Consider the following 26,763-nt stretch of genomic DNA (forward strand, 5'->3'; position numbering starts at 1 on the left):
GCGGTGGACGGTGCCGTCACGGGGAGGCGAAGACCAGCACCGCGTTCTGCCCGCCGAAGCCGAACGAGTTGCTCATCGCCAGCTCCACCTTCTGCTCCCGCGGAGCACCGGCGACCACGTCCAGGCCGGCCGCCACGTCCTGCCGCAGCAGGTTCGCGGTCGGAGGAACGGTGGACCGCTCGACGCACAGCACGGTCAGCGCCGCCTCGATGGCACCGGCCGCGCCCAGCGTGTGCCCGAGCACCCCCTTGGTCGAGGTGACGGTCGCCCGGTCGCCCAGCAGCCGGCCCAGCACCGCGGCCTCCACCGCGTCGTTGAGGGGGGTCGAGGTGCCGTGCGCGTTCACGTGGTCGACGTCGCGGCCGGTGACGCCCGCCTGGGCGAGGGCCGCCTCCATCGCCCGCAGCGCGCCGGCGCCCTCGGGGTCGGGCGCGGTGACGTGGTGGGCGTCGGCCGAGGCGCCGTGCCCCACCAGCCGGGCACGGACCGCGGCGCCGCGCGCCTCGGCGTCCGCGACCCGCTCCAGGACGAGCATGCCGCTGCCCTCGCCGATCACGAAGCCGTCCCGGTCGGCGTCGAAGGGCCGGGACGCCGCGGCCGGCTCCTCGACACGGCGGGAGAGCGCGCCCATCTGCGCGAAGCCCGTGACCATGAGCGGGCTGATCCCCGCCTCGCTGCCGCCGGCCACCACGATGTCGCAGGTCCCGTCCCGCAGCAGCCGCGCCGCGATGCCGAGCGCGGTGCCGCCCGACGCGCACGCGGTCGCGGTCACCAGGTTCGGGCCCAGGGCACGCAGGTCCATCGCGAGGTGCCCGGCCGCCATGTTCGGCACCAGCATGGGCACCAGCAGCGCGGAGACCCCCGCGGGACCGCGCTCCAGCAGCCGCCGGTGCTGCGCCTCCCACGTGGACACGCCGCCCAGTCCGCAGCCGACGACCACGCCCACCCGGGCGCCGTCCCAGGTCAACGGGTCCAGACCGGCGTCGGCCACGGCCTCCCGGGCGGCGACGATCGCCAACTGCACGAATCGGTCGTGGAACAGGGCGCTGCGCCGGTCCACGTGCCGTGCCGGGTCCAGGCCCGGCACCGCGCAGGCGATGTCCACGGGCAGTCCGGCGAGCCGATCGTCCTTGGCTCCCGCCGACCGGCCGCGCAGCACACCCTCCCAGGTCGCGTCGACGCCCAGGCCCGCCGCGGTCACCAGACCGAGGCCGGTCACGGCGACGGAGCGGTCGGTCATGACGCCGCGGCCGCGATCTCGCCGTCCACCAGGTCCACCGCGTGGGAGATGGTGTCGGTGGGGACCGCGGCGTCCTCGCCGATCTTCACACCGAACTCGGACTGGATGACGAGAAGCAGTTCCACGAGGAAGAGCGAGTCCATCTCCAGCTCCTCGAAGGTCACGTCCGGACGGATCGCGGCGCGGTCCACCGCGAAACCGTCGACCAGCAGATCAACGAGCCTGTCGTAGGTGGTGCTCATCAGTGGGGTCCGCCTTTCCTGTGTGGCTCGGTCGCCGCACGCCGCACCACCCCGTCCGCGGGGTGTGCGGGTGCGGGGCGCGGCGGCGACGCGACGCTGCGGCAAGTCTGGGGCGGTGCGCTGACGGCTCGCTGACGGCTCACTGACTCCCGGTGGGCGTCCCGGCCGGGCTCCGGACGCGGTCAGTCAGCCGTCAGCGTCCGGTCAGGGGCCCCGGCCAGACTCGGGACGGCCACGGCGCCCGGGTTACTCCCCGCACCCGCCGGCCGGCAAACCGTCCACGACGTGAGGAGCGCACACGTGGTTTCCCGTCTCCGCCGACGCACGTGCCGGCAGACCGCACACCGGAGCCGATCCGTGAGCGGTGCCCGGTGACGCGGGCGTCCGTGGTGACCGGCATCGGCTCCTGTCTGCCGTCCCGGTGCGTCACCAACGCGGAGCTGGAACGGACCATGGACACCTCGGACGCCTGGATCCGGGCCCGTACGGGCATCGCGCGGCGCTACGTCGTCGAGGACGGCACCCACACCTCCGACCTGGCGGTGGGTGCCGCCGAGCGGGCGCTGAAGTCCGCCCGTCTGTCCGCGGACGCCATCGACGCGGTCATCGTGGCCACCACCACCCCGGACCGGCCCTGCCCGGCGACCGCGCCGACGGTGGCGGCCCGGCTGGGGGCGGGCCCGATCACGGCGTTCGACGTGTCCGCGGTGTGCTCCGGTTTCCTCTACGGGCTCGCCACGGCCTCCGGTCTGATCGCCTCCGGTGCCGCGGAACGGGTCCTGGTCGTCGGCGCGGAGACGTTCTCCCGCATCCTCAACCCCGAGGACCGCTCCACCTCGGTGATCTTCGGTGACGGCGCGGGCGCCGTCGTCCTGCGGGCCGGCGGGCAGGACGAGACCGGTGCCCTCGGCCCGCTCCGGCTGGGCAGCGACGGCACCGGCGTGGACCTCATCACCGTACCGTCCGGCGGCCCGCCGCGGCCGGACGGGGCGGAGCCGGCCGATCCCGCCGACCGCTACTTCACGATGCAGGGCAAGCGGGTCTTCTGGCTCGCCGTCCAGCGCATGGGCGAGTGCGCGGCGCACGTGCTGGACCGGGCGGGCTGGCGGCTGGACGACGTGGACTGGCTGGTCAGCCACCAGGCCAACCACCGCATCACCGCGCGACTGGCCGACGAGATCGGCATCCCCCGGGAGCGCAGCGTCAGCAACATCGCCGAGGTGGGCAACACGGCGGCCGCCTCCATCCCCCTGGCACTCGACCACGCGCACGCCCGGGGCACCCTCCGGCCCGGCGACCGGGTGCTGCTCACCGCGTTCGGCGGCGGCCTCACCTGGGGCGCCGCCGCACTGACCTGGCCCGCCATCGATCCGGTCTGAGGGCGGCGGGCCCGACCCGGAGCCGGGTCCGGCCCCAGCGTGCAGACGACCGATGAACCAAGGACGACCATGACTCCTCGGAAACTGATCACCGACTACATCGCCGACGCCTGGATGGGCGGCGACGCCGAAGGCCTGGAGCCGGACACCCCCATCGCGGAGCTCAACATCATCGACTCCGCCGCCGTCTTCGACCTCGTCCACTACCTCCAGGGCGAGTTCCGCGTCACGGTGCCCCTGACGGAGGTCACCCCGCAGAACTTCCGGTCCGTCGACGCGATCTGCGCCCTGGTCGACCGGCTCCGGCAGGACGAGGGGGGCAGCGCCGCATGACCGGCACCGTGAACGCGCGCCCGGACGCCGCGCGGATCCGCGACGGCGTCGTGCAGGTCATCGCCGCCCGCACCCTGTACGACGTCGGTCACCTGCGGCCGGAGAGCCACTTCGAGGCGGACCTCGGCATCGACTCCGTCATCATGGAGTCCGTCCTGCTCTCCGTCCGTGAGCACTTCGCCCTGCCCACCGAGCTGCCGGCCGGCCTGACGACCATCGGCGAACTCGCCGACGCCGTGCGGGCCGCGCTGGCCGACGCCGGCGCGGGACCCGGCACCCTCGCCACCGCCCGCGCCGGGACCGGCGATCCGGTCGGCAGCGGATCGGGGGCCGACGTCCCCGTCGGCGGCGAGGCGGGAGCCGACGATCCCGTCACCGAGGCCGTGGTCGCCGCCGCCATGCGGCAGACCCAGTACCAGCGGCACCAACTCCCCCTGGACGCCGATCTGGAGGGCGAGCTGGGCGTCGACTCGGTCGTCCTGGCCTCCGTCGTCGCCGAGGCCACCGAACGGCTCGGCCTCGCCGGGGCGGCCCCGGACCTCGCCGGTGCCACGACTCTGCGCGCCCTGGCCGACGCGCTGCGCGACCGCGCGGCGCTCACCCGGAACACGGGCACGGGCACGGGCGCCGAAGCGGAGCGGCCCACGACGGCGCCCGCGGGTGCCCGGGACGGCTGGGACCACCGCTCGATGAAGGACTTCACCGAGCAGCGCGACCCCGACCTGTTCGCCAAGACCCGCAGCTTCGCCGGCTACCTGCGCTCCCGTCAGCAGGACCGTCTGTACTGGTACGGCATGCCGCTGCACTCGCAGTGCGGGAACCGCGCCGTGATCTTCGACGAACTGGAGGGACGCAAGCGCGAGTTCCTCATGTTCGCCTCCAACAACTACCTCGGCCTCGCCAACCACCCCGCCGTCATCGAGGCGGTCTGCGACGCCACCCGCACCTACGGTGCCACCCACACCGGCTCCCGGTTCATCGGCGGCACCAACATGCTGCACAAGGAGCTGGAACGGCGGCTGGCGGCCTTCAAGCGGCGGCCCGCCTGCATCGTCTATCCCGGTGGCTACTCCGCGAACCTCGGTGCCATCTCGGCACTGGTCAAGAGCTACGACACCCTCGTCGTCGACCGGCTCAACCACATGAGCATCGTCGACGGGGCCCGGCTCTCCGGCGCCGTCCGCAAGATCTACCGGCACAACGACATGGCCGACCTCGAACGCATCCTCAGCCGCAGCGCCGCGCAGGGGACCGGCGGCAGGCTCGTCGTCGCCGACGGCGTCTTCAGCATGCACGGCGACGTGTGCGACCTGCCGGAGATCGTCCGGCTGGCGAAGGAGTACGACGCCCGCGTGATGATCGACGACGCCCACGCCACCGGCGTCCTCGGCGTACGCGGCTCCGGCACCGCCGAGCACTTCGGCCTCAAGGGCGAGGTCGACCTGGAGCTTGGCACCATGAGCAAGACCCTGGCCGGCATGGGCGGGTTCGTCGTCGGCGAGGAGGAGGTCGTCGAGTACCTGCGCTACTACTCCAACTCCTACGTCTTCGCCGCGAACATCCCCGCCGGGGTCGCCGCCGGGCTGATCGCCGCCATCGACGTCATCGAGGCGGAACCCGAGCGCCTCAAGCGGCTGTGGACCAACATCGGCACGCTGCGCGGCCGGCTGCTGGAGGCAGGCTTCGACCTGGAGCACTCCGAGAGCGCGATCCTGCCCATCGTCATCGGTGACGAACGCCGCGCGATGGAGATGGGCCGGGCGGTGCGGGCCCGGGGCCTGTTCTGCCAGACCGTGGTCTACCCGGGAGTCCCGCTGGGTGACGCCCGGTTGCGGGTCAGCGTCACCTGCGAGCACACACCGCAGGACCTGGACCTGGCCGCCGACATCTTCGTCGACGCCGCCCGCGAGACCGGGGTGCTGCCCGCCGCCCCGTGACGGCCGCCTGTACCGGTGGCGGACTCCCCGCCCCGTTCCAGCCGTCCCCGTCCGCCCCGCAGCAGCCGTGTCCGTCCAGCACGCAGCCCCCCCCCGCAGCGGTCGTGTCCGTCCACCCCGCACGTCCGGCCCCCGCCCGGCAGGCCCCCTCCCTGCCGGACGGGGCCCGGGCCCCGAGCCACCCACGCACGTCAAGGAGAAGGGCCCACACGCCATGAGCGCCACCACTCCCTCCGTGATACGCCTGCCCCAGGACGCGTCCACGCTGCACGCGGCCAGGCCCGCCTTCGTCGGCCCCGACCCGCTGACGTACGGGGAGTTCACCGCCCGGGTCGAGGCCGTGGCCGCCCACCTGCTCAGCCTGGGGGCGCGCGTCGGCGACCGGATCGCCATCTGGATGGACAAGCAGCCGCGTTACGCCGAGGCGATCGTCGCCGCCCTGGAGACCGGCTGCGCCTACGTCCCGCTGGACGGCGGCCAGCCGGTGAACAGGGTGCGGACCATCCTGGCGGACGCCGAACCCCTCGTCCTGTTCACCGACGCGCACCACGCCGCCCTGCTCGGCGACGCCGACCTGCCGGCGTCCGTCACCGCGGTCGTCGCGGTCGGCGGCGAACTGCCCGACACGGTGGGCGGCACCCCGGTGGCCCGGTGGGAGAGCTGGGAGCAGGGCCGCGCGGGCGGAGTCACCCTGCTGCCGTCCCTCACCTCCGGGGACCTCGCCGCCGTCCTCTACACCTCGGGGTCCACCGGCACGCCCAAGGGAGTGCGCATCTCCCACGGCTCCCTGGCCAACTTCGTGGCGTGGGCCCGCGGCGAACTGGACGTCGGCCCCGACGACGTGTTCGCGGGCCACGCCTCCTTCAACTTCGACCTGAGCACCTTCGACCTGTTCACCGCGCTGTCCTGCGGCGCCGCGGTGTGGATCGTCCCCGACGCGGACGCCAAGGACGTGACCGCCCTGGCCGAGGGCATCCGCCGGCACCGGGTCACCGTCTGGTACTCCGTGCCGTCGGTCCTGCACCTCCTGACCGCCTCCTCGGCCCTCACCCCCGGGCACACCGCGAGCCTGCGCTACGTCCTCTTCGCCGGCGAGGTCTTCCCCGTACCGCAGCTGCGCGCGCTGAACGAACTGCTCCCCGCAGGCACCCCCCTCTACAACCTCTACGGACCCACCGAGACCAACGTCTGCACCTACCACCGGGTGCGTCCCGAGGACCTGCTCCGGGCTACCCCGGTGCCGATCGGCCTGCCGATCACCGGCGCCGAGACCACCGTCGTGGACGACGCCGGCCGCACCGTCCGCGAGCCCGGCGCCATCGGCGAACTCCAGGTGTCCGGCGTATGCGTGACCCCCGGCTACTGGCGGTGCACCGAGGAGCCGGTCTCCTCCGCCCACTGCCGGGGCGTCCACCCCACCGGCGACCTGGTCAGCTACGAGGAGGACGGCCGGCTCGTCTACCGCGGGCGCAAGGACCGCATGGTGAAGCTCTCCGGCTACCGGGTCGAGCTGGGCGAGATCGAGGCCGCGGCGCTGCGCCACCCCGGCATCGCGGACGCCGCCGTCCTGGTCGACGGCTCCGGCCCCCGGGCACGGCTGCGGCTCTACTACACCCTGCGCCAGGGCGCCGACCGGATCGGCCTGGTCGAACTCAAACGGCACTGCGCACGGTACCTGCCGTCCTACATGGTGCCGCACGGCGCCGTCCGCCTGGACCGGATGCCGCTCAGCCCCAACGGCAAGACCGACTACCGCCGGCTCGGCCTGGACGCGGCCCCCCGCGTCGGCTCACCGCTCGGAACGGCCCGGTAAGTGGCCCGGCGATCCAGGGAGAAGAACGTGAGTCAGGGGCCGACGGAGCCGATGCGCGAGCACTGGCGGGGACCCGAACCCGAGACGGTCACCGCCCTGCTGCGGCACCGGGCGGAGCACACCCCGGACGCCCTCGCCCACCGGTTCCTCACCGACGGCGACGGCACCTCGGTCGCCTGGACCTACCGGGAACTCGACCTGCACGCCCGCGAGGTGGCCGCACACCTGCGACGCGAACAGGTGGGACAGGGCCCCGTCCTGCTGCTGCACCCGCCGGGCCTCGACTACCTCGCCGCGTTCTTCGGCTGCCTGTACGCAGGCGCCGTGGCCGTCCCCGCCTACCCGCCGGACAACGCCCGGTTCGGGCAGACGGTGCCCCGGCTCGCGGCGATCGCCCGGGACTCCGCCGCCACCCACGCCCTCACCACCCGGCAGGTCCGCGAGGCCGTGGCCGCCCGCGGCACCGGACACGTCGGCACCGGACTCGACGGCGTGCGCTGGCTGGTGACCGAGGACCTCTACAGCGGCGACTTCACCACCACGTGGGAGGACGCCGGCCTCACGGCGGAGTCCCTGGCCTTCCTCCAGTACACCTCCGGTTCCACCGCCACGCCCAAGGGCGTGATGGTCGGACACGGCAACCTGGTGCGCAACCTGCGCTCCATCCACCTCCGGCTCGGGCACGACGCCGACTCGGGCATGGTGTCGTGGCTGCCCCCGTACCACGACATGGGCCTCATCGGCGGCATCCTCACCCCGGTGTACGGCGGCTTCCCCGCGCACCTGATGGCCCCGGCGACCTTCGTGCGGCGCCCGCTGCTGTGGCTGGAGACCCTCTCCCGCACCGGCGCCTCCACCAGCGTCGCGCCCAACTTCGGCTTCGAGCAGTGCCTGCTACGGATCACCCCGGAACAGCGGGCCGGCCTGGACCTCAGCCGCTGGCGTCTCGCCCTGAACGGCGCCGAGCCGATCCGCCCCGACACCCTCGACCGGTTCGCCGAGTACTTCGCGCCGGCCGGTTTCCAGCGCACCGCGCTGCTGCCCTGCTACGGCCTGGCCGAAGCGACCCTCATGGTCACCGGAGCCGAACCGGACGAGGCTCCCGTGGTGGGCACCTTCGACGCGGCGGCCCTGGAGGCGGGCACCGCGCGCCGCCCCGGCCCGGACGGCGCGCGCACCACCCGCGTCGTCGGCTGCGGAGCAGCCGTCGCCGACGTCGAGGTGGCGGTGGTCGACGCCGCCACCGGCCGCCGGGTCCCCGACGGCACCGTCGCCGAGATCCGGGTGGCCGGACCTGCCGTGGCCCGCGGCTACTGGAAGCGTCCCGAGGCCGGTGCGGAGGTCTTCGGCACCCGGGTGGAGGGCGAACCCGGCGCCGTGTGGCTGCGCACCGGGGACCTGGGCTTCCGCCACGACGGGACGCTCTTCGTGGTCGGCAGGACGAAGGACGTGATCATCGTCCAGGGCCGCAACATCCACCCGCAGGACGTCGAGCAGACGGCCGAACGCGTCTGCCCGGGCTTGCGCGCCGGGCACGGGGCCGCGTTCGGCATCCCCACCGAGGACGGCGAACAACTCGCGCTCGCCTACGAGATCGGCGGGCCCGGCGCCGGGGACCCGCACGCCCTGCTGGCCCGTCTGCGCACGGCCGTCGCCGACGAGCACCAGGTGACCCCACACACCGTCGTGCTGCTCAAGCGCTCCTCGGTACCGCGCACCACCAGCGGCAAGATCCAGCGCCGGGCGTGCCGACAGCAGTTGCTCGAGCTCGAACTGCCCGTGGTGGCCGCCAGCGTCGTGCAGGACGGCCCACCCCTGCACGGCACCCCGCCGCACTGTCGGGACACCGGCACCGGCACCGAGGACCGTACGGCCGCACTCGTCACCGACGCCCTCGCAGTCGCGAACGCCGACGACCGGGCCCCGCGATTCCCGAGGCTGCTGACGGCCGTGCGGCTGCTGGCGGAAGGGCTCGGCGTCCCCTTGGACGTCGGCGCGCTCCTGTCCGGTCCCGAGCCGGACGGCGCCGGTGCGCTGACCGAGCTGTGCCGGACGGCCCTCGCCGACGCCGCACCTGCGCCGGAGCGGACGCGGGCCCAGGCCGAGACCTGGCTGCGGCGCGCCGTCGCCGCCCGGCTGGGCCTGCGCCCCTCGGTGATCGACCCGACGGTGCCCTTCACCTCCCTCGGACTGGACTCCAAGCAGGCCGTCGCCCTCGCCGACCGGTTCGGCGACTGGCTCGGCTCGCCCGTCACCCCGGCCACCCTCTACGACCACCCGACCGTCCGGGCCCTGGCGGCGCACGTCAGCGCCGACGCCGCCGGCAGCGGTACGGGCGGCGCGTTGGCCGGTGCGGCCGGGATCCGCCCGGCGGAACCCGGCGGTACCGACGGCGCCCCGCACCCGCGCCCGTACGGTTCCGTCCGCCGCGCCCTCGCGGACGAACCCGTCGCCGTGGTGGGCATCGGCTGCCGCTTCCCCGGCGCCCCCGACGCCGACAGCTACTGGCGGCTGCTGCGGGACGGCCGCGACGCGGTGGGCGAGGCCCCCGCCGACCGGATGGGCGACGTCGCGGGTCCGGGCGGGCGCCCGGGCGGGTTCCTCGACCACGTGTACGACTTCGACGCCCGCTTCTTCGGCATCTCCGCCCGCGAGGCGGAACGCATGGACCCCCAGCAGCGGCTGCTCCTGGAGGTCGCCTGGCAGACCCTGGAGGACGCGGCGATCGCACCCTCCTCCCTGGCGGGCACGGACACCGGCGTCTTCGTCGGCGTCAGCGGACACGACTACGCGGACCTCCAGATGCCCCGCCCCGACCTGGTCGACATGTACTCGGCCACCGGCAACGCCCAGTCCGTCGCGGCGGGCCGGCTCTCGTACTTCTTCGACCTGCACGGGCCGAGCCTCGCCCTCGACACCGCCTGCTCCTCCTCCCTCACCGCCGTCCACACCGCACTGCGCAGCCTGCGGGACGGCGAGTGCGGCGTCGCCCTCGCGGGCGGCGTCAACCTGATGCTGACGCCGGGGCTCTCGGCGGCGCTCGCCCGGGGCGGCATGCTCGGCCCCGGCGGACGCTGCCGCACCTTCGACGACGCCGCCGACGGCTACGTCCGCGGTGAGGGCGCGGGCCTGGTCTGCCTCAAACCGCTGTCCGCCGCGCTGGCCGACGGCGACCGCGTGCACGCCGTGCTCACCGGCTCCGCGCTCGGCCACGGCGGCCGGGCCAACGGCCTGACCGCGCCCCGCGCCACGGCCCAGCGTGCCGTGCTGACCGAGGCGCTGGCGCGGGCCGGGGTAGAGCCCGGGCAGATCGACTTCGTCGAGGCGCACGGCACCGGCACCGCCCTCGGCGACCCCGTCGAATGGGAGGCGCTGGCCGGTGTCTACGGCCGCGGCCGCCCCGCCGGCTCGCCCTGCCTGGTCGGCTCCGTCAAGACCGGTATCGGCCACCTGGAGGCGGCCGCCGGCATCGCCGGGCTGATCAAGGCGGTTCTCGTGGTGAGGCAGCGAGAGGTGCCGCCGCTGCTGCACCTCACCACGCCCAACCGGCACCTGGACTGGACGGGTGCGGGCCTGGCCGTGCCCACCGCCCGGCGCGCGCTGCCCGCCCGGGGCACGGTCCGCGCCGGCGTCAGCTCCTTCGGCTTCGGCGGCACCAACGCCCACGTGATCGTCGAGTCCGCGCCCGAACCCGCGGCGGCTACCCCGGCCTGCGAGGCGCTCGCAGGCCCGGTGCACGCCCTGCCCCTGTCCGCACACACCGAGACCGCCCTGACCACCCTGGCCGGCCGGTACCGCACCCACCTCGCCGCCCACCCCGGCGCATCGGTCGCGGCGCTGTGCCGCTCCGCCGGCACCGGCCGCTCCCACCTGCCCCACCGGGCCGTCCTCACCGCCGGGACCACCGCCGAACTGGACGCCGCCCTCGACGCGTTGATCCGAAGCGAACCCGTCCCGGACGTGGCCCGCGGCGGCCCGGCGCACGGCGGCGCACCCACCGTCGCCTTCCTCTTCGGCGGACAGGGCACCCAGTACCCGGGCATGGGCCGCGAGCTGTACGACACCCACCCCGCCTTCGCCCGCACGTTGCGGCGCGCCGACGAGGTGCTGCGCGACCTGGGCGGGATCCCGGTGACCGGCCTGCTCTTCGACCCCGAGCACGCCGGGCACCTGGGCCGCACCCGGCACTGCCAGCCCGCGCTGGTGGCCCTCGAAGTGGCCCTGGCCGAGCTGTGGACGAGCTGCGGGGTCCGCCCGGCCGCCGTGCTCGGACACAGCGCCGGAGCCCTCGCCGCCGCGTGCGTCGCCGGTGTCCTCTCCCTCGAGGACGCCCTCACGCTCGCGGTCGTCCGCGGACGCGCCATGGACGAACAGCCCGGTGAGGGCGCGATGATCGCCTGCGTCGGTGACCCCGGCACGGTGCGGGACGCCGCCGCCGGTCACGACCAGGTGGCCCTCGCCGCCGTCAACGCGCCCCGCCACCTGGTGCTCTCCGGCGCGGCGGACGAGATCGCGCGGCTGCGCTCGGACCTGGAGCGGGCGGGCGTCACCGTGCGGCCGCTCGCCGTCTCGCACGCCTTCCACTCACCGCTGATGGCGGGCGCCGCCGGGCCGTTGCTGGAGGCCGCCCGCGCCGTCCGGTTCCACCCTCCGCGGATTCCGTGGATCTCCGACGCCACCGGCAAACCGGTGCAGCGGGTGGACGCCGAGTACTGGGTCCGGCACCTGCTCGGCACCGTGCGCTTCGCCGAGGGCTTCGCCCGGCTGCGCGACCGGGAGACGGAGGACGGGCCGTTCTGCGACGCCTTCGTCGAGATCGGTCCGCACCCGACCCTGCTCAACCTCGGCCGGTCCGCCGTCGCCGACGCCCCGGCAAGCGGGACGCGTCCCCCGCTGTGGCTGCCCTCGCTGCGCCGCGGCGCACCCGGCCGGCGCACGCTGCTCCGGTCGCTCGGCGCCCACCACTGTGCCGGCGGAACCGTGGACTGGGCCGCCCTCGACGGGGAGCACCCGCCCGCCCGGGTCCCGTTGCCGCACACGCCCTTCGAACGCCGGACCTACCGGTTCCCGGCGCCCTCTGACGACCAGGAAGGCGATCCCATGCCGCCCCAGCCCACGGTGACGGGCACGGCCCTGCCGGACCCGGCGGGCGAGATCCCCCGCACCGTGCTCGACACCGTCGCCCGCGTCTGCGGATACCCCGTGGCCGACCTGCCGGCACACGCCCGGCTGGGCCTCGACCTGGGGTTCGACTCGCTGATGCGGACCGACCTCCACCGCCGACTCACCGCCCGCTTCCCCGAACGCGCGCACACCTTCCAGGACTTGCCGGAGGACCCCACGGTGCAGGACATCATCGGTCGGCTCACGGCCGGCGACGACGGCGACGGCGCCCGCACCGGCGGCCCCCGCCCCGGCAGCGCCGGCGCGGACACGGCTCCGGTCCACCCCGCGGCCGTACCGCCGCCGCCCGCCCCGGCCCCGCAGTACGGCCCCTACGGCGCCTTCCCGGCCCCACCCCACGGCTACGCCGTCGCCGCCCCGGCCCCGCAGCCCGGCGTGCCGTACCCCTACCCGTACGGCTACCCGCCGCACGGTGCCCCCGGGTACACCTACTACGTCCCCCAGCCGTTCCCGGCGCCGCCCGTTCCGGCGCCGCCGGTCCCCGTACCTGCCCGCCCGGCCCCCACCCCCGTGCCTGCCGCCGGCTCCGCCCCGGGAGGCGCGTCGGACCCCGTACCGGCGCCCGGCGCGTCCGTCCGCCAGGAGCACACCTTCGAGGACTGGGCGGAGTACGCCGAACTCCAGGGCAGGCTCCGGCAGACCCGGACCGGCGGCGCGAACCCCTACGGACGCACCCACGAGGGCTTCAACGCCGCGCTCGCCACGGTCGACGGCACCAAGGTCGTCAACTTCGCGGCCTTCAACTACCTCGCGCTCTCCCACCACCCGCGAGTGCGCCAGGCCGCCAAGGACGCCGTCGACCGCTACGGCACCTCGGCCTCCGCCACGCCGCTCCTGTTCGGCGAGACCCCGCTGCACCACGAACTCGAAGCCGAGATCGCCCGGTTCGTCGGCGCCGAGGCGGCCATCGTTTTCGCCGGCGGCCACGCCACCAACGTCGCCACCGTCGGCCACCTGTTCGGTCCGGAGGACCTGGTGGTGCACGACGCCTGGATCCACGACAGCACCGTGCGCGGCTGCATCCTCTCGGGCGCCCGGCGCCGGTCCTTCCCGCACAACGACTGGGCCGCCCTGGACCGCATCCTGGCCGGAGCGCGGGCCTCGCACCGCAGGGCGCTCGTGGTCATCGAAGGCGCCTACAGCCAGGACGGCGACATCCCCGACCTGCCGCGCTTCATCGAGGTCAAGAAGCGGCACGGCGCCATGCTGATGATCGACGAGGCGCACTCCATCGGCGTCCTGGGCCGCACCGGCCGCGGCGTGGGCGAGCACTACGGCACCGACCCGACCGACGTCGATCTGTGGATGGGCACCCTCAGCAAGGCGCTGGGCAGCCTCGGCGGCTACATCGCGGCCCGCCGTCCGCTCATCGAGTACCTCAAGTTCACGGCGCCGCTGCACATCTTCTCCACCGGCATCTCCCCGGCGAACGCCGCCGCCGCCCTGGAGGCGCTGCGCGTCGTCCAGGACGAGCCCGAACGGGTCGCCCGGGTGCAGGAGCTGGCCGAGTTCTTCCGGGCCGGTGCCCGAGCCCGCGGCCTGGACGTCGGCGTCTCCCGCCTCTCCGCGGTGATCCCCGTGATCACCGGTGACTGGGAGAAGACGATGGCGCTCTCCAACTCGCTGCTGGAGCGCGGCGTCAACGTCATGCCGATCGGCTACCCCGCCGTCCCGCGCGACCAGTGCCGGCTCCGCTTCTTCATCAACGCCGACCACAGCGAAGCAGACCTCGAACACTCCCTCGACCTCCTGGTGTGATCCATGTCCTCACTCAGCCAAGACAGCCCCTCCGCCGCCGCCCCCGACATCCTGGTCACCGGCGCCAGCGGCTTCATCGGTGGTCACCTGGTGCACCGCCTGGCCGAGCGCGGGCACCGCGTCCGCGTCCTGGCGCGCTCCACCAGCGACCGCGCCGCCTTCGCCGGGGCCGCCGCCCAGGTCACCATCGGCGACCTCGGCGATCCCGACAGCCTGCGCCGCGCCACCACCGGCGTCCGGTACGTCTACAACTGCGCCGGACTCTCCGCCGACTGGGGCCCCTGGGACCGGTTCCGCGCGGTCAACGTGGACGGGGCCAAGAACCTCGTGGACGCCGCCCACGCCGCCGGGACGGTCGAACGCCTGGTCCACCTCAGCACTACCGACGTCTACGGCTACCCCGAGCGGCCCTGCGACGAGACCACCGCCCCGCGCGACATCGGCCTGCCCTACAACCGCAGCAAGATGCTCGGCGAACGCGCCGTGTGGGCCGCCGCGGAGCGCACCGGACTTCCGGTCACCGTGGTGCGCCCCGTCTCCGTCTACGGCCCCGGCAGCAAGGACTTCGTGATCGAGATCGCGAACCTGCTGCTGGGCAAGCAGATGGTCTACATCCGCGGCGGCCGGGTCCCCGCCGGACTGCTCTACGTCTCCAACGCCGTGGACGGCATCATCGCCGCCGCGACCGGCGAGCACACCGAGGGCCGGGCCTACAACCTGCGCGACCCGCACGACACCACCTGGCGGGAGTACGTCGAGGCACTCGCCGAGGGCCTGGGCGTGAAGGCACCCTGGCTGAGCCTGCCCACGCCCGTCGCCACCGCCGTCGCCACCGTCTCCGAGAAGCTCTGGGGCGCCCTGCGGATCAACTCCCGGCCCGTCCTGACCCGGCACGCCGTCCACCTCTTCGACCGCGACCAGTCCTACCCGATCGGGCGCGCCCAGGACGAGCTGGGCTTCAAGGGCGAGGTCGACTTCAAGGAGGGCATGCGGCGCACCGTCGCCTGGCTCGACTCACCCGAGGGGCGCGCCCATGTCACCCGCTGACCTGCTCTCCCAGCGGTCCGCCTGGTTCCCCCGCCCGGTCGCGGCACCGGACGCCGGACAGTCCGACCCGGCGACCGCCCCGCTGCGCCTGGTCTGCTTCCCCTACGCCGGGGGCACGGTCTCCGCGTTCCGCGGCTGGCAGCAGCGCCTGGGCGACGACGTGGCCGTCGTCCCCGTGCAACCGCCCGGCCGCGGACTGCGCCTGCGTGAGACGCCGTACGACCGTATGGCCCCCCTCGCCGAAGCCGTCGCGGACGCGTTGACCGAGCACCGGCTGGCTCACGACTACGCCCTGTTCGGGCACAGCATGGGCGCCCTGCTCGCCTACGAGGTGGCCTGCGTGTTGCGCCGGCGCGGACTGGAACCGCCCCGCCACCTGTTCGTCTCCGGCAGCCGGGCACCGCACCTGTACGGCGACCGCGCCGACCACACCCTCTCCGACGCCGCGCTGCGCGAGGTGATCCGGGGCCTGGGCGGTTTCGGCGACGCGGACGCCCTCGGCGCCGCCTACTTCGACCGCAGGCTCCCGGTGCTCCGCGCCGACCTGCGCGCCTGCGAACGCTACCGCTGGGAGCCCCGGCCGACGCTGGACTGCCCCACGACCGCGTTCTCCGCCACCGCGGACCCCATCGCCACCCCCGAGATGGTCGAGGCGTGGCGGCCCTACACCTCCGGCTCGTTCCTGCGGCGTCACCTGACGGGCGATCACTTCTTCCTGAACGGCGGCCCTTCCCGCGACCGGCTGCTCGCCCACCTGGGCACCGAACTCGACGCCCTCGGCACCACCCCGCACAGGAAGGCAACAAGGGAAGCACCATGGACATTCTGAGCCTGGCCAAGAGCGTCGGCAGCCGCGTCGAGGCGCCGCTGACCGACTTGCGCACCGTGACCAAGGTGCTCGGCAACCCGCACATGCCGCTGCTCCTGGCCCTGTCCAAGGGCTTCGTCGAACCGGTGTACCGGGCCGCCTTCCTGGCCTCGGCGGCGAGTTCCGGCGTGCTCGCCGCCCTCGCCGTACGCCCCTGCGACCTGGAGTCGCTGGCGGAACGCCTCGACGTCGCCGACGAGGACCTGCCGCGCCTCAAGGAGTGGCTGGACATGGGCATCCGCCTCGGCGACCTCGCCCGCCGCGAGGGCTGCTACAGGCTGCGCAGCCTGCCCGCCAAGGCACTCGCCCAGACCGGCAACGACGCCATCGCCGCGGCACTGGAGGAAGTCCTGCGCTTCCACGTGCCCGCCCTGCTCAACGGCCCCCGCATGCTGCGCGAAGGCCGCCGCTTCTCCCTCGACGACCAGGACGGCCTGGTCATCGCCCGCTCCACCCGGGTGATCCAGCCGCTGGTCGAGGAGGCCATCGCCCGCACCCTGGACCGGGACGCGCCCGTACGGCTCCTGGAGGTCGGCTGCGGCAGCGGCGCCTACGTCCGCCACGCCGCCGCACTCAACCCCCGCCTGACGGCGCTCGCCGTCGACCTCCAGCAGGACGTGGCCGACAGCGCCGCGGCGAACATGGCCGAGTGGGGGCTGACCGACCGGGTCGAGACCCGGCAGGCCGACCTGCGCACCCTCGACGCGCAGCCCCAGTTCGACCTGGTCACCCTGCACAACAACATCTACTACTTCCCCGAGGCCGAGCGGGTCGACGCCCTGCGCCGCGCCCACGACCTGCTGGCACCCGGCGGCAGGCTGCTGCTCACCACCTCCTGCAAGGGCGGCAACGTCGGCCTCGAGGCGCTCAACCTCTGGTTCACCTACGCCGACTTCGGCGGTCCGCTGCCCCGGGCCGACGAACTGGCGGACCAGCTGCGCCGGGCCGGGTTCGACGACGTCGAGGCCACCCGGATCGTCCCGGGCGAGCAGTTCCACGCCTTCACGGGCACCAGCAAGCGCGTCGCGCACGCCTGACCGCCGAGGAGACATCCGCCATGGACACGCACGTCAGCGACTCGACGACCGCCGCCGGAGCCGTCGAGCACCCCGCGAGCCCGGTCACCGACCCCGCCGGCCACGCCGCCTGTGTCGTCACCCTGGGCGCGGGCGGCCCGGCCGGAGACCACCGCGGGGAACTCGGCGGCAAGGGCACCCGCCTCGCCGAGCTCTCCGCCGCCGGACTGCCCGTACCGCCCGCGTTCTGCCTGACCACCGCCCTTTTCGACGCCTACCTGCGGGAGACCGGGATCGCCGCCGAGGCACCGGGCGCCGCACCCCGCACGATGCGCGAGCGCATCCTGGGCACCCGGATGCCCGCCCCGATCGCCGACGCCGTCCTCGACGCCTACGGCGGCATGGGCCGCCCCCGCGTGGCGGTGCGCTCCTCCGGACTGCGGGAGGACTCCGCCGCCCAGTCCTTCGCCGGCCAGCACGACACGGTCCTCGACGTCTGCGGCGACGAGGACGTACTCGACGCCGTCCTGCGGTGCTGGGCCTCGCTGTGGTCCGACCGCGCCACCGTCTACCGGGACACGGACGCCCCCGGCTCCCTCGCGGTGGTCGTCCAGGAGATGATCCACACCGACGTCAGCGGCGTGATGTTCACCGTCGACCCGGTCAACCCCCGCCCTCACCGCCTCGTCGTGGAGGCCTGCCAGGGTCTGGGCGAGGGACTGGTCTCCGGGCAGGTCTCCAGCGACTTCTTCGTCGTCGACGACGAGAAGCTGGACGTCGTCGAGGAACGGGTGCGCTACAAGGTCACCAAGTGCGCCCCGCTGGAGCCCGGCCGCATCGGCATGACGAAGGTCGACGCGGCGGCCCGCAACGTCCCCTGCCTCACCCACGACCAGCTGCGCGAACTCGGCGCCCTCGCCGTCCGCATCCGCGACCTCTACGACAGCGAGCAGGACATCGAGTGGGGCCTGCGGGACGGCACATTCCACCTGTTCCAGACCCGGCCGATCACCACCCGCCCCGCCGCGCCCGCGGCCCCGTCCGGCGCGCTCAGCCCCTACGTCGCCCCGCAGCCGAAGCCGATCCTCGACGGCACCCTGTGGTCGCGCATGGACATCGGCGAGATCTTCGTCGGCCTGATGACCCCGCTCGGCCTCAGCTTCGCCCGCTACTACCAGCGCACCGTCCACACCGACTGCGCGGGCGCCCTGGGCGTGCGCGACACCGGCGAGGCCGACCTGCACATGGGCTTCTACCAGGGTCACGTCTACCTCAACATCTCCTACAGCTCCTACCTGCTGGCCCAGTGCCTGCCCACCCGCGACCAGCGCCACTTCACCAGCCGGTTCGTCAGCGAGGAAGTCGACCTCACCACCTACGAGAACCCGTTCGGCACCTTCCCCGGCGGCCTGGAGGACCTGCGGTCCACCCTCCACTGGCTGCAGCACACCGCCCGCGAGATGACGCGGATGAAGTCCCGCTCGCAACAGATGGTCGACGCCCGGCTCTACGAGTTCGACCGGGCCCGGGGCCTGGACCTGACCCGGATGAGCAGGCGCGAGCTGCACGGCGAACTCCACCGCGACCTCGCCTGGTTCCACGACATGCACGTCGGCTACATGCCGTACTACATCAACGCGTTCGCGTTCTACGGCCTGCTCACCGAGCTGTGCGCCCGCTGGCTCGGCAGCGACGGCGCGGGCCTCCAGAACCGCGTCAAGACCGACATGTCCAGCCTGCGCACCGTGGAGTCGGCCAAGGAGGTCTGGGCGGTCGCCCAGGCCGCCAAGAACGACCCCGCCGTGCTGAGGATCATCGAGGACGAGCCGCTCGAGGACATCGCCCGGCTGCTGCGCGCGGACCCCGCCGGGCAGCGCTTCTGGGACCGGCACATGGAGCCGTTCCTGCGCGCCAACGGCACCCGCGGCCACCAGGAGATGGAGATCACCCACCCCCGGTGGATCGACGACCCGTCGTACCTCTTCCAGATGATCCGGCGCTACGTCGCCGACGGCTTCTCCATCGACGACATCCTGCGGCGCAGCAGCGGCTGGTCCGACGACTCCCGCGCGGTGCTGGACCGGCTGGCGATGCCCAGGCGCCAGATCCTGGACACCGTCATCTCCCTCTACGCCCTGTGCAGCGAACTGCGGGAGACCACCCGGATGTCCATGATCACGTCCATCTGGCTGGTGCGGAACGTGGTCTACGAGGTCGGCCGCCGCCTGGTCGCCGACGGCGTGCTGCACTCCCTGGACGAGGTCGCCCACCTGGACTTCGAGGACGTGCGCCGCTACCTCGCCGGCGACGAGGACGCCGTACGCGTCTTCGACCGGGCCCGCATCGACGCCGCTCGCCGGCTGCACGAGCACAACAAGCGGCTCCCTGAGCCTCCGTTGACCTTCGTCGGCGTGCACGACATCACCGCCTCGGTCCGTCCCGCCGCCGACGGCGCCCGTCTCGAAGGGCTGGCCGCCAGCCCCGGCCGCATCGTGGGCCGCGCCCGCATCGTCGAGGACCTGGTGTGGCAGGCCGACGAGTTCGAGGCCGGCGAGATCCTGGTGACCCGGTACACCGACGCCTCCTGGACACCGCTGTTCGCCATCGCTGGCGGGGTCGTCACCGACATCGGGTCGATGCTCTCGCACAGCTCCATCGTGGCCCGCGAGTTCCACGTCCCGTCGGTGGTGAACACCAAGGACGCCACCCAGCGCATCCACACCGGTGACCTGATCGTGGTGGACGGCGACGCGGGAACGGTCGAGGTCGTCGAGAGCCCGGACACCGACGGCCCACCCGGCACACCGGAGACCGCCGGCGACTGAGCACCAGCCGCACCCCGACGCAGAGCACGGCCGCCCCCTTCGCCCACGAGGGGGGGGCGGAATCCCACCCAGACGGGAGACGACCCGATGATCCCCAACCAGTGGTACCCCCTCGTCGAGGCGCAGGAGGTACGCAACGACAAACCGCTCGGTGTGCGCCGCATGGGCCAGGACCTCGTGCTCTGGCGCGACATCGACGGCAACCTCGTGTGCCAGGGCGCCCGTTGCCCGCACAAGGGCGCCAACCTCGGCGACGGCCGCATGAAGGGCAACACGATCGAATGCCCGTACCACGGCTTCCGCTACGGAGCCGACGGCGCCTGCCGGGCGATACCCGCCATGGGCGCGGGCGCCCGCATCCCCGGCTCGCTGCGCGTGCCCACCCACCCGGTCCGGGAGCAGTTCGGCCTGGTGTGGATGTGGTGGGGCGACGAGCGCCCCGCGGCCGACCTGCCGCCGGTCGCGGCGCCGCCCGAGGTGACGGAAAACCGGAAGCTGTACGCCACCAAGCGCTGGACCCGCCCGGTGCACTACACCCGTTACATCGAGAGCCTGCTCGAGTTCTACCACGTGACCTACGTGCACCGGGACCACTGGTTCAACTACATCGACTACCTGCTCCTGTACGGCACCCCGAGCAAGTTCGGCCTCGACGGCCGCGAGCGCTACCTCGCCGCCACCCGGATCACCAACCACCGGGTGGAGACGGAGGCGGAGGGGCAGACCATCCGCTACTCCTTCGACCACTGCCAGGAGGACGACCCGACCAACACCACCCACTACGTCATCACGTTCACCTTCCCGTGCATGGTGCACGTGCAGACCGAGCAGTTCGAGACCACCTCCTGGCTGGTCCCGATCGACGACCAGAACACGGAGCACATCCTGCGCTGGTACGAGTACGAACAGGTCAAGCCGGTCCTGCGGATCGAACCGCTGCGCCGGCTGCTGCCGTGGGCGTCCCTCTACATGGAGAAGTGGGTGCAGGACCCCCAGGACGTCCGCATCATGGAGCATCAGGAACCCAAGATCAGCGCCGGCGGCGTGAACAAGTTCATCCCCGTCGACGAGATGAACGCCAAGTACCTGTCGATGCGCGCCAAGTTGCTCGCGGACGCCTCCGCTCCACCGCGACCGGCACCCGAACCGGCACCGGGCGGGGAACCGGCCCCGCAGCCGGCGCCCGCGCAGGACGGGACCGGCCGCGACGGCACCCCGGCCCGCCCCCCGGCCACCGGCGGCGGGCGGCGCCCGACGAAGGCCAGGGAGGACGCCACCGCGCGCCCGTAGACCCGAAGACGGGGGACGGACAAGTAGAGAGCGAGAGTGAGAGATGTACGGCGGATACGACGCCTCCACCGGCCCCAAGGCCCTGGTGACCACCTTCAACACCGTCGCCGTGGCCGGCGCCGTGTGGTTCCTCTTCGGCGGTGCGGACACCGTGGCGGACTGGTTCGGCACCGACTTCGACCAGGCGGTGACGCTGCGCCGGGCCCTGCTCGCGGCGCTGTCGGTGCTCTACCTGCTGCGCTTCATCGCCACGAACTTCGTGATGCTGCAACGCAGGATGGAGTGGTCGGAGGCGTCCACCATCGGCGTCTGGGTGCTGGTGATCCACGGCACGATGGCGTACTTCGGCGGCACCGACGAGGCCGGCGTGAGCGTCTTCACCTGGCTGGGCGTCGCGCTGTACCTCTTCGGCTCCTACCTGAACACCGGGTCGGAGTACCAGCGCAAGCTCTGGAAGAAGCGCCCGGAGAACAAGGGCAAGCTCTACACCGAGGGCCTGTTCAAGTACTCGATGCACATCAACTACTTCGGTGACGCTGTGCTCTTCTCCGGGTTCGCGCTGGTGACCGGAACGCTGTGGGCGTTCGCCATCCCGCTGATCATGGTCTGCATGTTCGTCTTCATGAACATCCCCATGCTCGACAAGTACCTCGCCGAGCGCTACGGCGAGGCCTTCGACGCGTACGCGGCACGGACGGCGAAGTTCGTCCCCTACGTGTACTGACACCACCCCTGCGTGTACCGGCACCACCCGCCCCGCCCCGCCCCGCACGGCTACGGCGGCCCGGCCCTCCGGCGGGGCCGGACCGCCGTCCCGGGCGCGACCCTGACCGGACTCGACCCGACCCGACCCACCCAGCCGAGACGAGGCACGCATGACCGGAGACATCCCCTTCGGCGAGGCCGAGGCGTCCCTGACCGCCGAGGTGCTGCGCGAGGTCCTGGCGGGCGGCGCCGACGCGTTCGCCCGCCTGACCTCCGACGAGGGCGCCGTCGACGACTTCGGCTTCGACCCGGAGCTGACGGACGACTACCTGCTCCCCGCCCTGCGGATGCTGTACGAGAAGTACTTCCGCGTCGACGTGGAGGGCCTGGAGCACGTACCCGACGACGGGGGAGCGCTCCTGGTCGCCAACCACTCCGGCACCCTGCCGCTGGACGCCCTGATGCTCCAGGTGGCCCTGCGCGACCACCACAGCGCCCACCGCAGGCTGCGGCTGCTCGCCGCCGACCTGGCCTTCGACCTCCCCGTCGTCCGCGACCTCGCGCGCAAGGCGGGCCACGTCCGGGCGTGCCCCGAGAACGCCCTGCGGCTGCTCGACTCCGGGGAACTGGTCGGCGTGATGCCCGAGGGGTACAAGGGACTCGGTAAGCCCTTCGAGGAGCGCTACCGCCTGCAGCGCTTCGGTCGGGGCGGCTTCGCCGCGGTGGCGCTGCGCTCGCGGCGCCCCATGGTGCCGTGCTCGATCGTCGGCGCCGAGGAGATCTATCCCATGATCGGCTCAGCTCCGACTCTGGCCCGGATGCTGAAGCTGCCGTACTTCCCGATCACCCCGACGTTCCCGCTGCTCGGCGTGCTGGGCCTGGTCCCGATGCCGACCAAGTGGACCATCCGCTTCGGCACCCCCGTCCACACGGACGCCTTCCCCGAGGACGCCGCGGAGGACCCCCTGGTGGTCGAGAAGCTCGCGGGCGAGGTGAAGGACACCATCCAGCACACGCTCAACGAGATGCTGGAGGGCCGCGGCTCCCCGTTCGCCTGAGCCGCGCGCCCCCGGGGCAGGCGTACCCCGGGGCCCTCGGGCGGGCTCAGCCCCCCGCCGACGACCCCCGCCGGCCGATGCTGCGGATACTCGCGAAGGCCAGGATGCCGAGACCGACGAGCGTGACGGCGCCGCCGATCAGCTCCGCGGACAGATGCATGGGATCTCCCTCACAGGGCGACGGGCGGTACTCACAGGGCGACCGGTGGCACTCACAAGGCGACGGAAGGTGCTCGCAGGGCGACGGACGGTGTTGGTCATATAGCCATGCGAACGCCAGCGCCCGCCCCAGCCGCAGCCGCACCACCCCGCGAATTCACCCGTAGAGCAGACGACGGGCGGATCGGGGGGTGGCGGTTGGGCGCTCGCCCGTTCGAACGCCTACGATCCTCTGTTGTGTCCAAACTGACCGACGTGCCCAAGCGGATTCTCATCGGGCGCGCACTGCGCAGCGACCGGCTCGGCGAAACGCTCCTGCCGAAGCGCATCGCCCTGCCCGTCTTCGCGTCCGACCCGCTGTCCTCAGTGGCGTACGCGCCCGGCGAGGTGCTGCTCGTCCTGTCCATCGCGGGCGTGTCGGCGTATCACTTCAGCCCCTGGATCGCGGTCGCGGTCGTCGTCCTCATGTTCACGGTCGTCGCCTCCTACCGGCAGAACGTGCACGCCTACCCGAGCGGTGGCGGCGACTACGAGGTGGCCACCACGAACCTCGGCCCGAAGGCCGGCCTGACCGTGGCCAGCGCCCTGCTGGTGGACTACGTCCTGACGGTCGCCGTCTCCATCTCCTCCGGCATCGAGAACCTGGGCTCGGCGATCCCCTTCGTCGTCGAGCACAAGGTCCTGTGCGCCGTCGCCGTGATCCTGCTGCTCACCCTGATGAACCTGCGCGGGGTCAAGGAGTCGGGCAAGCTCTTCGCGATCCCGACGTACGTCTTCGTCGGCGGCGTCTTCATCATGATCGTCTGGGGAGCGTTCCGCGGCCTGGTCCTGGGCGACACCATGCGCGCCCCCACCGCGGACTACGAGATCAAACCGGAGCACGGCGGGCTGGCCGGCTTCGCCCTGGTCTTCCTGCTCCTGCGCGCCTTCTCCTCCGGCTGCGCCGCCCTCACCGGCGTCGAGGCGATCTCCAACGGCGTCCCGGCCTTCCGCAAGCCCAAGTCGAAGAACGCGGGCAACACGCTCGCGATGATGGGCCTGCTCGCCGTCACCATGTTCTGCGGCATCATCGCGCTGGCCTCCGCCACCGACGTCCGCATGTCCGAGAACCCGGCCACCGACCTCTTCCACAACGGCGTCGCCGTCGGCGCGGACTACGTCCAGCACCCGGTGATCTCCCAGGTCGCCGAGGCGGTCTTCGGCGAGGGCAGCTTCCTGTTCGTCGTCCTGGCCGCCGCCACCGCGCTGGTCCTCTTCCTGGCCGCCAACACCGCCTACAACGGCTTCCCGCTGCTCGGCTCGATCCTCGCCCAGGACCGCTACCTGCCGCGCCAGCTGCACACCCGCGGCGACCGCCTGGCCTTCTCCAACGGCATCGTGCTCCTGGCCGGCGCGGCCATGCTCCTGGTCGTCGTCTACGGCGCCGACTCGACCCGGCTGATCCAGCTCTACATCGTCGGCGTCTTCGTGTCCTTCACGCTCAGCCAGATCGGCATGGTCCGGCACTGGAACCGCCTCCTGGCCACCGAGCGCGACCAGGCCGCCCGCCGCCGCATGGTCCGCTCCCGCGCGATCAACGCCTTCGGCGCCTTCTTCACCGGACTCGTGCTGGTCGTGGTCCTGGCCACGAAGTTCACCCACGGCGCCTGGGTCGCCCTGCTCGGCATGTGCATCTTCTTCGCGACGATGACGGCGATCCGCAAGCACTACGACCGTGTCGCCGAGGAGATCGCGGCCCCCGAGGACCCCGAGGAGGCCCAGAACGACGACATGGTGCGCCCCTCCCGCGTCCACTCGGTCGTCCTGATCTCCAAGATCCACCGTCCCACGCTGCGCGCCCTCGCCTACGCCAAGCTCATGCGCTCCGACAGCCTGGAGGCGCTCAGCGTCAACGTCGACCCGGCCGAGACCAAGGCCCTGCGCGAGGAGTGGGAGCGCCGCGGCATCGCCGTACCGCTCAAGGTCCTCGACTCGCCGTACCGCGAGATCACCCGGCCGGTCATCGAGTACGTCAAGAGCCTGCGCAAGGAGTCCCCGCGCGACGCGGTCTCGGTCATCATCCCCGAGTACGTGGTCGGCCACTGGTACGAGCACCTGCTGCACAACCAGAGCGCCCTGCGCCTCAAGGGCCGCCTGCTGTTCACGCCGGGCGTCATGGTCACCTCCGTCCCGTACCAGCTGGAGTCCTCCGAGGCCGCCCGGCGCCGGGCCCGCAAGCGCCAGGACTGGAACGCCCCCGGCGCGGTCCGGCGCGGCCCGGCCCACCACCATCACCACGACCGTTCGAAGGACAAGGACTCCTCCTCGTCCACGTAGACTGGACGGCTGTTGTCCTTTGTCGTCCCCGTTCTCTGGAGTCACCCCGCCATGCAGGCAGAACCGAAGAAGTCGCAGGCGGAGTCGCGAGCGGTCTCGCTGGTGGGGGAGGAGTACGAGGTCGAGGTCGGCCCGGTCGCCCACGGCGGCCACTGCATCGCCCGCACCTCCGAGGGCCAGGTGCTGTTCGTCCGGCACACGCTGCCCGGAGAGCGGGTGGTGGCCCGGGTGACGGAGGGCGAGGAGGGCGCGCGCTTCCTGCGCGCGGACGCGGTCGAGATCCTGGACCCCTCCAAGGACCGCATCGAGGCCCCCTGCCCCTTCTCGGGCCCCGGCCGCTGCGGCGGCTGCGACTGGCAGCACGCGAAGCCGGGCGCGCAGCGCCGCCTGAAGGGCGAGGTCGTCGCCGAGCAGCTCCAGCGCCTGGCGGGCCTCACCCCCGAGGAGGCCGGCTGGGACGGCACGGTGATGCCGGCCGAGGGCGACAAGGTGCCCGCCGGGCAGGTCCCGTCGTGGCGCACCCGCGTGCAGTACGCCGTGGACGCCGACGGCCGCGCGGGCCTGCGCAAGCACCGCTCCCACGAGGTCGAGCCGGTCGACCACTGCATGATCGCGGCGGAGGGCGTCAGCGAGCTGGGCATCGAGGCGCGGGACTGGCCCGGCATGGCGTCCGTCGAGGCGATCGCGGCCACCGGCTCCCAGGACCGCCAGGTCATCCTGACCCCGCGCCCGGGTGGGAGGCTCCCCCTCGTGGAGCTGGACCGCCCGGTCTCGGTCATGCGGGTCGGTGAGAAGGACGGTGGCGTCCACCGCGTCCACGGCCGCCCCTTCGTCCGCGAGCGCGCCGACGGCCGCACCTACCGGGTCGGCTCGGGCGGCTTCTGGCAGGTCCACCCGAAGGCCGCCGACACCCTGGTGAAGGCGGTCATGCAGGGCCTGCTGCCCCGCAAGGGCGACATGGCCCTCGACCTCTACTGCGGCGTCGGCCTCTTCGCCGGAGCCCTCGCCGACCGCGTCGGCGACCAGGGCGCGGTCCTCGGCATCGAGTCCGGCAAGCGCGCCGTCGAGGACGCGCGCCACAACCTCGCCGACTTCGACCGCGTCCGCATCGAGCAGGGCAAGGTCGAGTCCGTCCTGCCCCGCACCGGCATCGACGAGGTCGACCTCATCGTCCTCGACCCGCCCCGCGCGGGCGCCGGCCGCAACACGGTCCAGCACCTGTCGTCCCTGGGCGCCCGCAGGATCGCCTACGTGGCCTGCGACCCGGCGGCCCTCGCCCGGGACCTGGGGTACTTCCGGGACGGGGGGTACCGGGTGCGGACGCTGCGGGTGTTCGACCTGTTCCCGATGACGCATCATGTGGAGTGTGTCGCCATCCTCGAACCGGCCGCGAAGGGCTCCTGACCTGCGGTTTTAAGCGTGCGCATTATGTGCGGTGTGGGCGTTACGGGCGATATCTTGACGCTGAAATGACGCTCGTGACGCTCATTTGACGCTCGTTCTGATGGTGCGTCAGGCACGCGTTGGGCAGGCCAGGCGGAGTCAAGGCTGCGAGTGACGAGGCAACGCCGAGGGCTGATGACGCTCAAAGCG

Annotated in this window: 16 protein-coding genes; 14 read left to right on the forward strand and 2 right to left on the reverse strand. The window is 73.0% G+C overall.

Going from position 1 to position 26,763, the window contains the following annotated elements; translation table 11 throughout:
* Positions 1–16: 16 nt before the first annotated feature.
* Together EV562_RS31090 and EV562_RS31095 are read right to left on the reverse strand one after the other, a co-directional pair.
* Entirely contained in the window at positions 17–1,240 is a 1,224-nt protein-coding gene (locus EV562_RS31090) for a beta-ketoacyl-[acyl-carrier-protein] synthase family protein (protein WP_133890189.1), read from the reverse strand.
* Positions 1,237–1,482 (reverse strand): phosphopantetheine-binding protein, encoded by a 246-nt coding sequence (locus tag EV562_RS31095; RefSeq protein ID WP_133890190.1) that lies wholly within the window; start codon positions 1,480–1,482, stop codon positions 1,237–1,239. The genes EV562_RS31090 and EV562_RS31095 overlap by 4 nt, the downstream gene beginning before the upstream one ends.
* Before the next feature lie 371 nt (positions 1,483–1,853).
* On the opposite strand from EV562_RS31095, the gene EV562_RS31100 reads away from it, so the two are divergent.
* The 14 genes from EV562_RS31100 to EV562_RS31165 all read left to right on the forward strand — a co-directional run bounded on the left by EV562_RS31100 (position 1,854) and on the right by EV562_RS31165 (position 26,574).
* Positions 1,854–2,861, forward strand: a complete 1,008-nt coding sequence (locus EV562_RS31100) for a beta-ketoacyl-ACP synthase III (RefSeq protein WP_133890191.1) — start codon at positions 1,854–1,856, stop codon at positions 2,859–2,861.
* Positions 2,862–2,930: 69 nt separating this feature from the next.
* On the forward strand, positions 2,931–3,194 hold the full coding sequence (locus tag EV562_RS31105; RefSeq protein ID WP_133890192.1) for an acyl carrier protein: 264 nt from the start codon (positions 2,931–2,933) through the stop codon (positions 3,192–3,194).
* On the forward strand, positions 3,191–5,131 hold the full coding sequence (locus EV562_RS31110; protein WP_133890193.1) for an aminotransferase class I/II-fold pyridoxal phosphate-dependent enzyme: 1,941 nt from the start codon (positions 3,191–3,193) through the stop codon (positions 5,129–5,131). The genes EV562_RS31105 and EV562_RS31110 overlap by 4 nt, the downstream gene beginning before the upstream one ends.
* Positions 5,132–5,345: 214 nt before the next feature.
* A complete protein-coding gene (gene redM, locus EV562_RS31115; protein ID WP_133890194.1) occupies positions 5,346–6,944 on the forward strand; it encodes an L-proline--[L-prolyl-carrier protein] ligase RedM in 1,599 nt (532 codons plus the stop codon).
* A gap of 27 nt (positions 6,945–6,971) precedes the next feature.
* Positions 6,972–13,886 carry a type I polyketide synthase gene (locus EV562_RS31120; protein WP_243860273.1) on the forward strand — a complete coding sequence of 2,305 codons (6,915 nt, stop codon included), beginning with the start codon at positions 6,972–6,974 and terminating at the stop codon, positions 13,884–13,886.
* 3 nt (positions 13,887–13,889) lie between these two features.
* Entirely contained in the window at positions 13,890–14,933 is a 1,044-nt protein-coding gene (locus tag EV562_RS31125) for an NAD-dependent epimerase/dehydratase family protein (RefSeq protein WP_133890196.1), read from the forward strand.
* A complete protein-coding gene (locus EV562_RS31130; protein ID WP_133890197.1) occupies positions 14,920–15,762 on the forward strand; it encodes an alpha/beta fold hydrolase in 843 nt (280 codons plus the stop codon). Before EV562_RS31125 ends, EV562_RS31130 begins: the two co-directional genes overlap by 14 nt.
* The gene (locus EV562_RS31135; RefSeq protein ID WP_133890198.1) at positions 15,750–16,838 is read left to right on the forward strand and encodes a class I SAM-dependent methyltransferase; all 1,089 of its coding nucleotides are present in this window, start codon (positions 15,750–15,752) and stop codon (positions 16,836–16,838) included. Before EV562_RS31130 ends, EV562_RS31135 begins: the two co-directional genes overlap by 13 nt.
* Positions 16,839–16,858: 20 nt before the next feature.
* The gene (locus EV562_RS31140; RefSeq protein WP_133890199.1) at positions 16,859–19,642 is read left to right on the forward strand and encodes a PEP/pyruvate-binding domain-containing protein; all 2,784 of its coding nucleotides are present in this window, start codon (positions 16,859–16,861) and stop codon (positions 19,640–19,642) included.
* A gap of 87 nt (positions 19,643–19,729) precedes the next feature.
* Entirely contained in the window at positions 19,730–20,932 is a 1,203-nt protein-coding gene (locus EV562_RS31145) for an aromatic ring-hydroxylating dioxygenase subunit alpha (RefSeq protein ID WP_133890200.1), read from the forward strand.
* Between the two features lie 43 nt (positions 20,933–20,975).
* Entirely contained in the window at positions 20,976–21,656 is a 681-nt protein-coding gene (locus tag EV562_RS31150) for a DUF1295 domain-containing protein (RefSeq protein ID WP_133890201.1), read from the forward strand.
* A 151-nt stretch (positions 21,657–21,807) separates the two neighbouring features.
* Positions 21,808–22,695, forward strand: a complete 888-nt coding sequence (locus tag EV562_RS31155; RefSeq protein WP_133890202.1) for a lysophospholipid acyltransferase family protein — start codon at positions 21,808–21,810, stop codon at positions 22,693–22,695.
* Positions 22,696–23,091: 396 nt separating this feature from the next.
* Positions 23,092–25,170, forward strand: coding sequence for an APC family permease (locus tag EV562_RS31160; RefSeq protein WP_133890203.1), 2,079 nt, complete (start codon positions 23,092–23,094; stop codon positions 25,168–25,170).
* Between the two features lie 51 nt (positions 25,171–25,221).
* Positions 25,222–26,574 (forward strand): class I SAM-dependent RNA methyltransferase, encoded by a 1,353-nt coding sequence (locus EV562_RS31165; protein WP_133890204.1) that lies wholly within the window; start codon positions 25,222–25,224, stop codon positions 26,572–26,574.
* The last annotated feature ends 189 nt before the right edge of the window (positions 26,575–26,763 follow it).

This window comes from Streptomyces sp. BK208, from assembly GCF_004364245.1.
Taxonomy (GTDB): Bacteria; Actinomycetota; Actinomycetes; order Streptomycetales; family Streptomycetaceae; genus Streptomyces.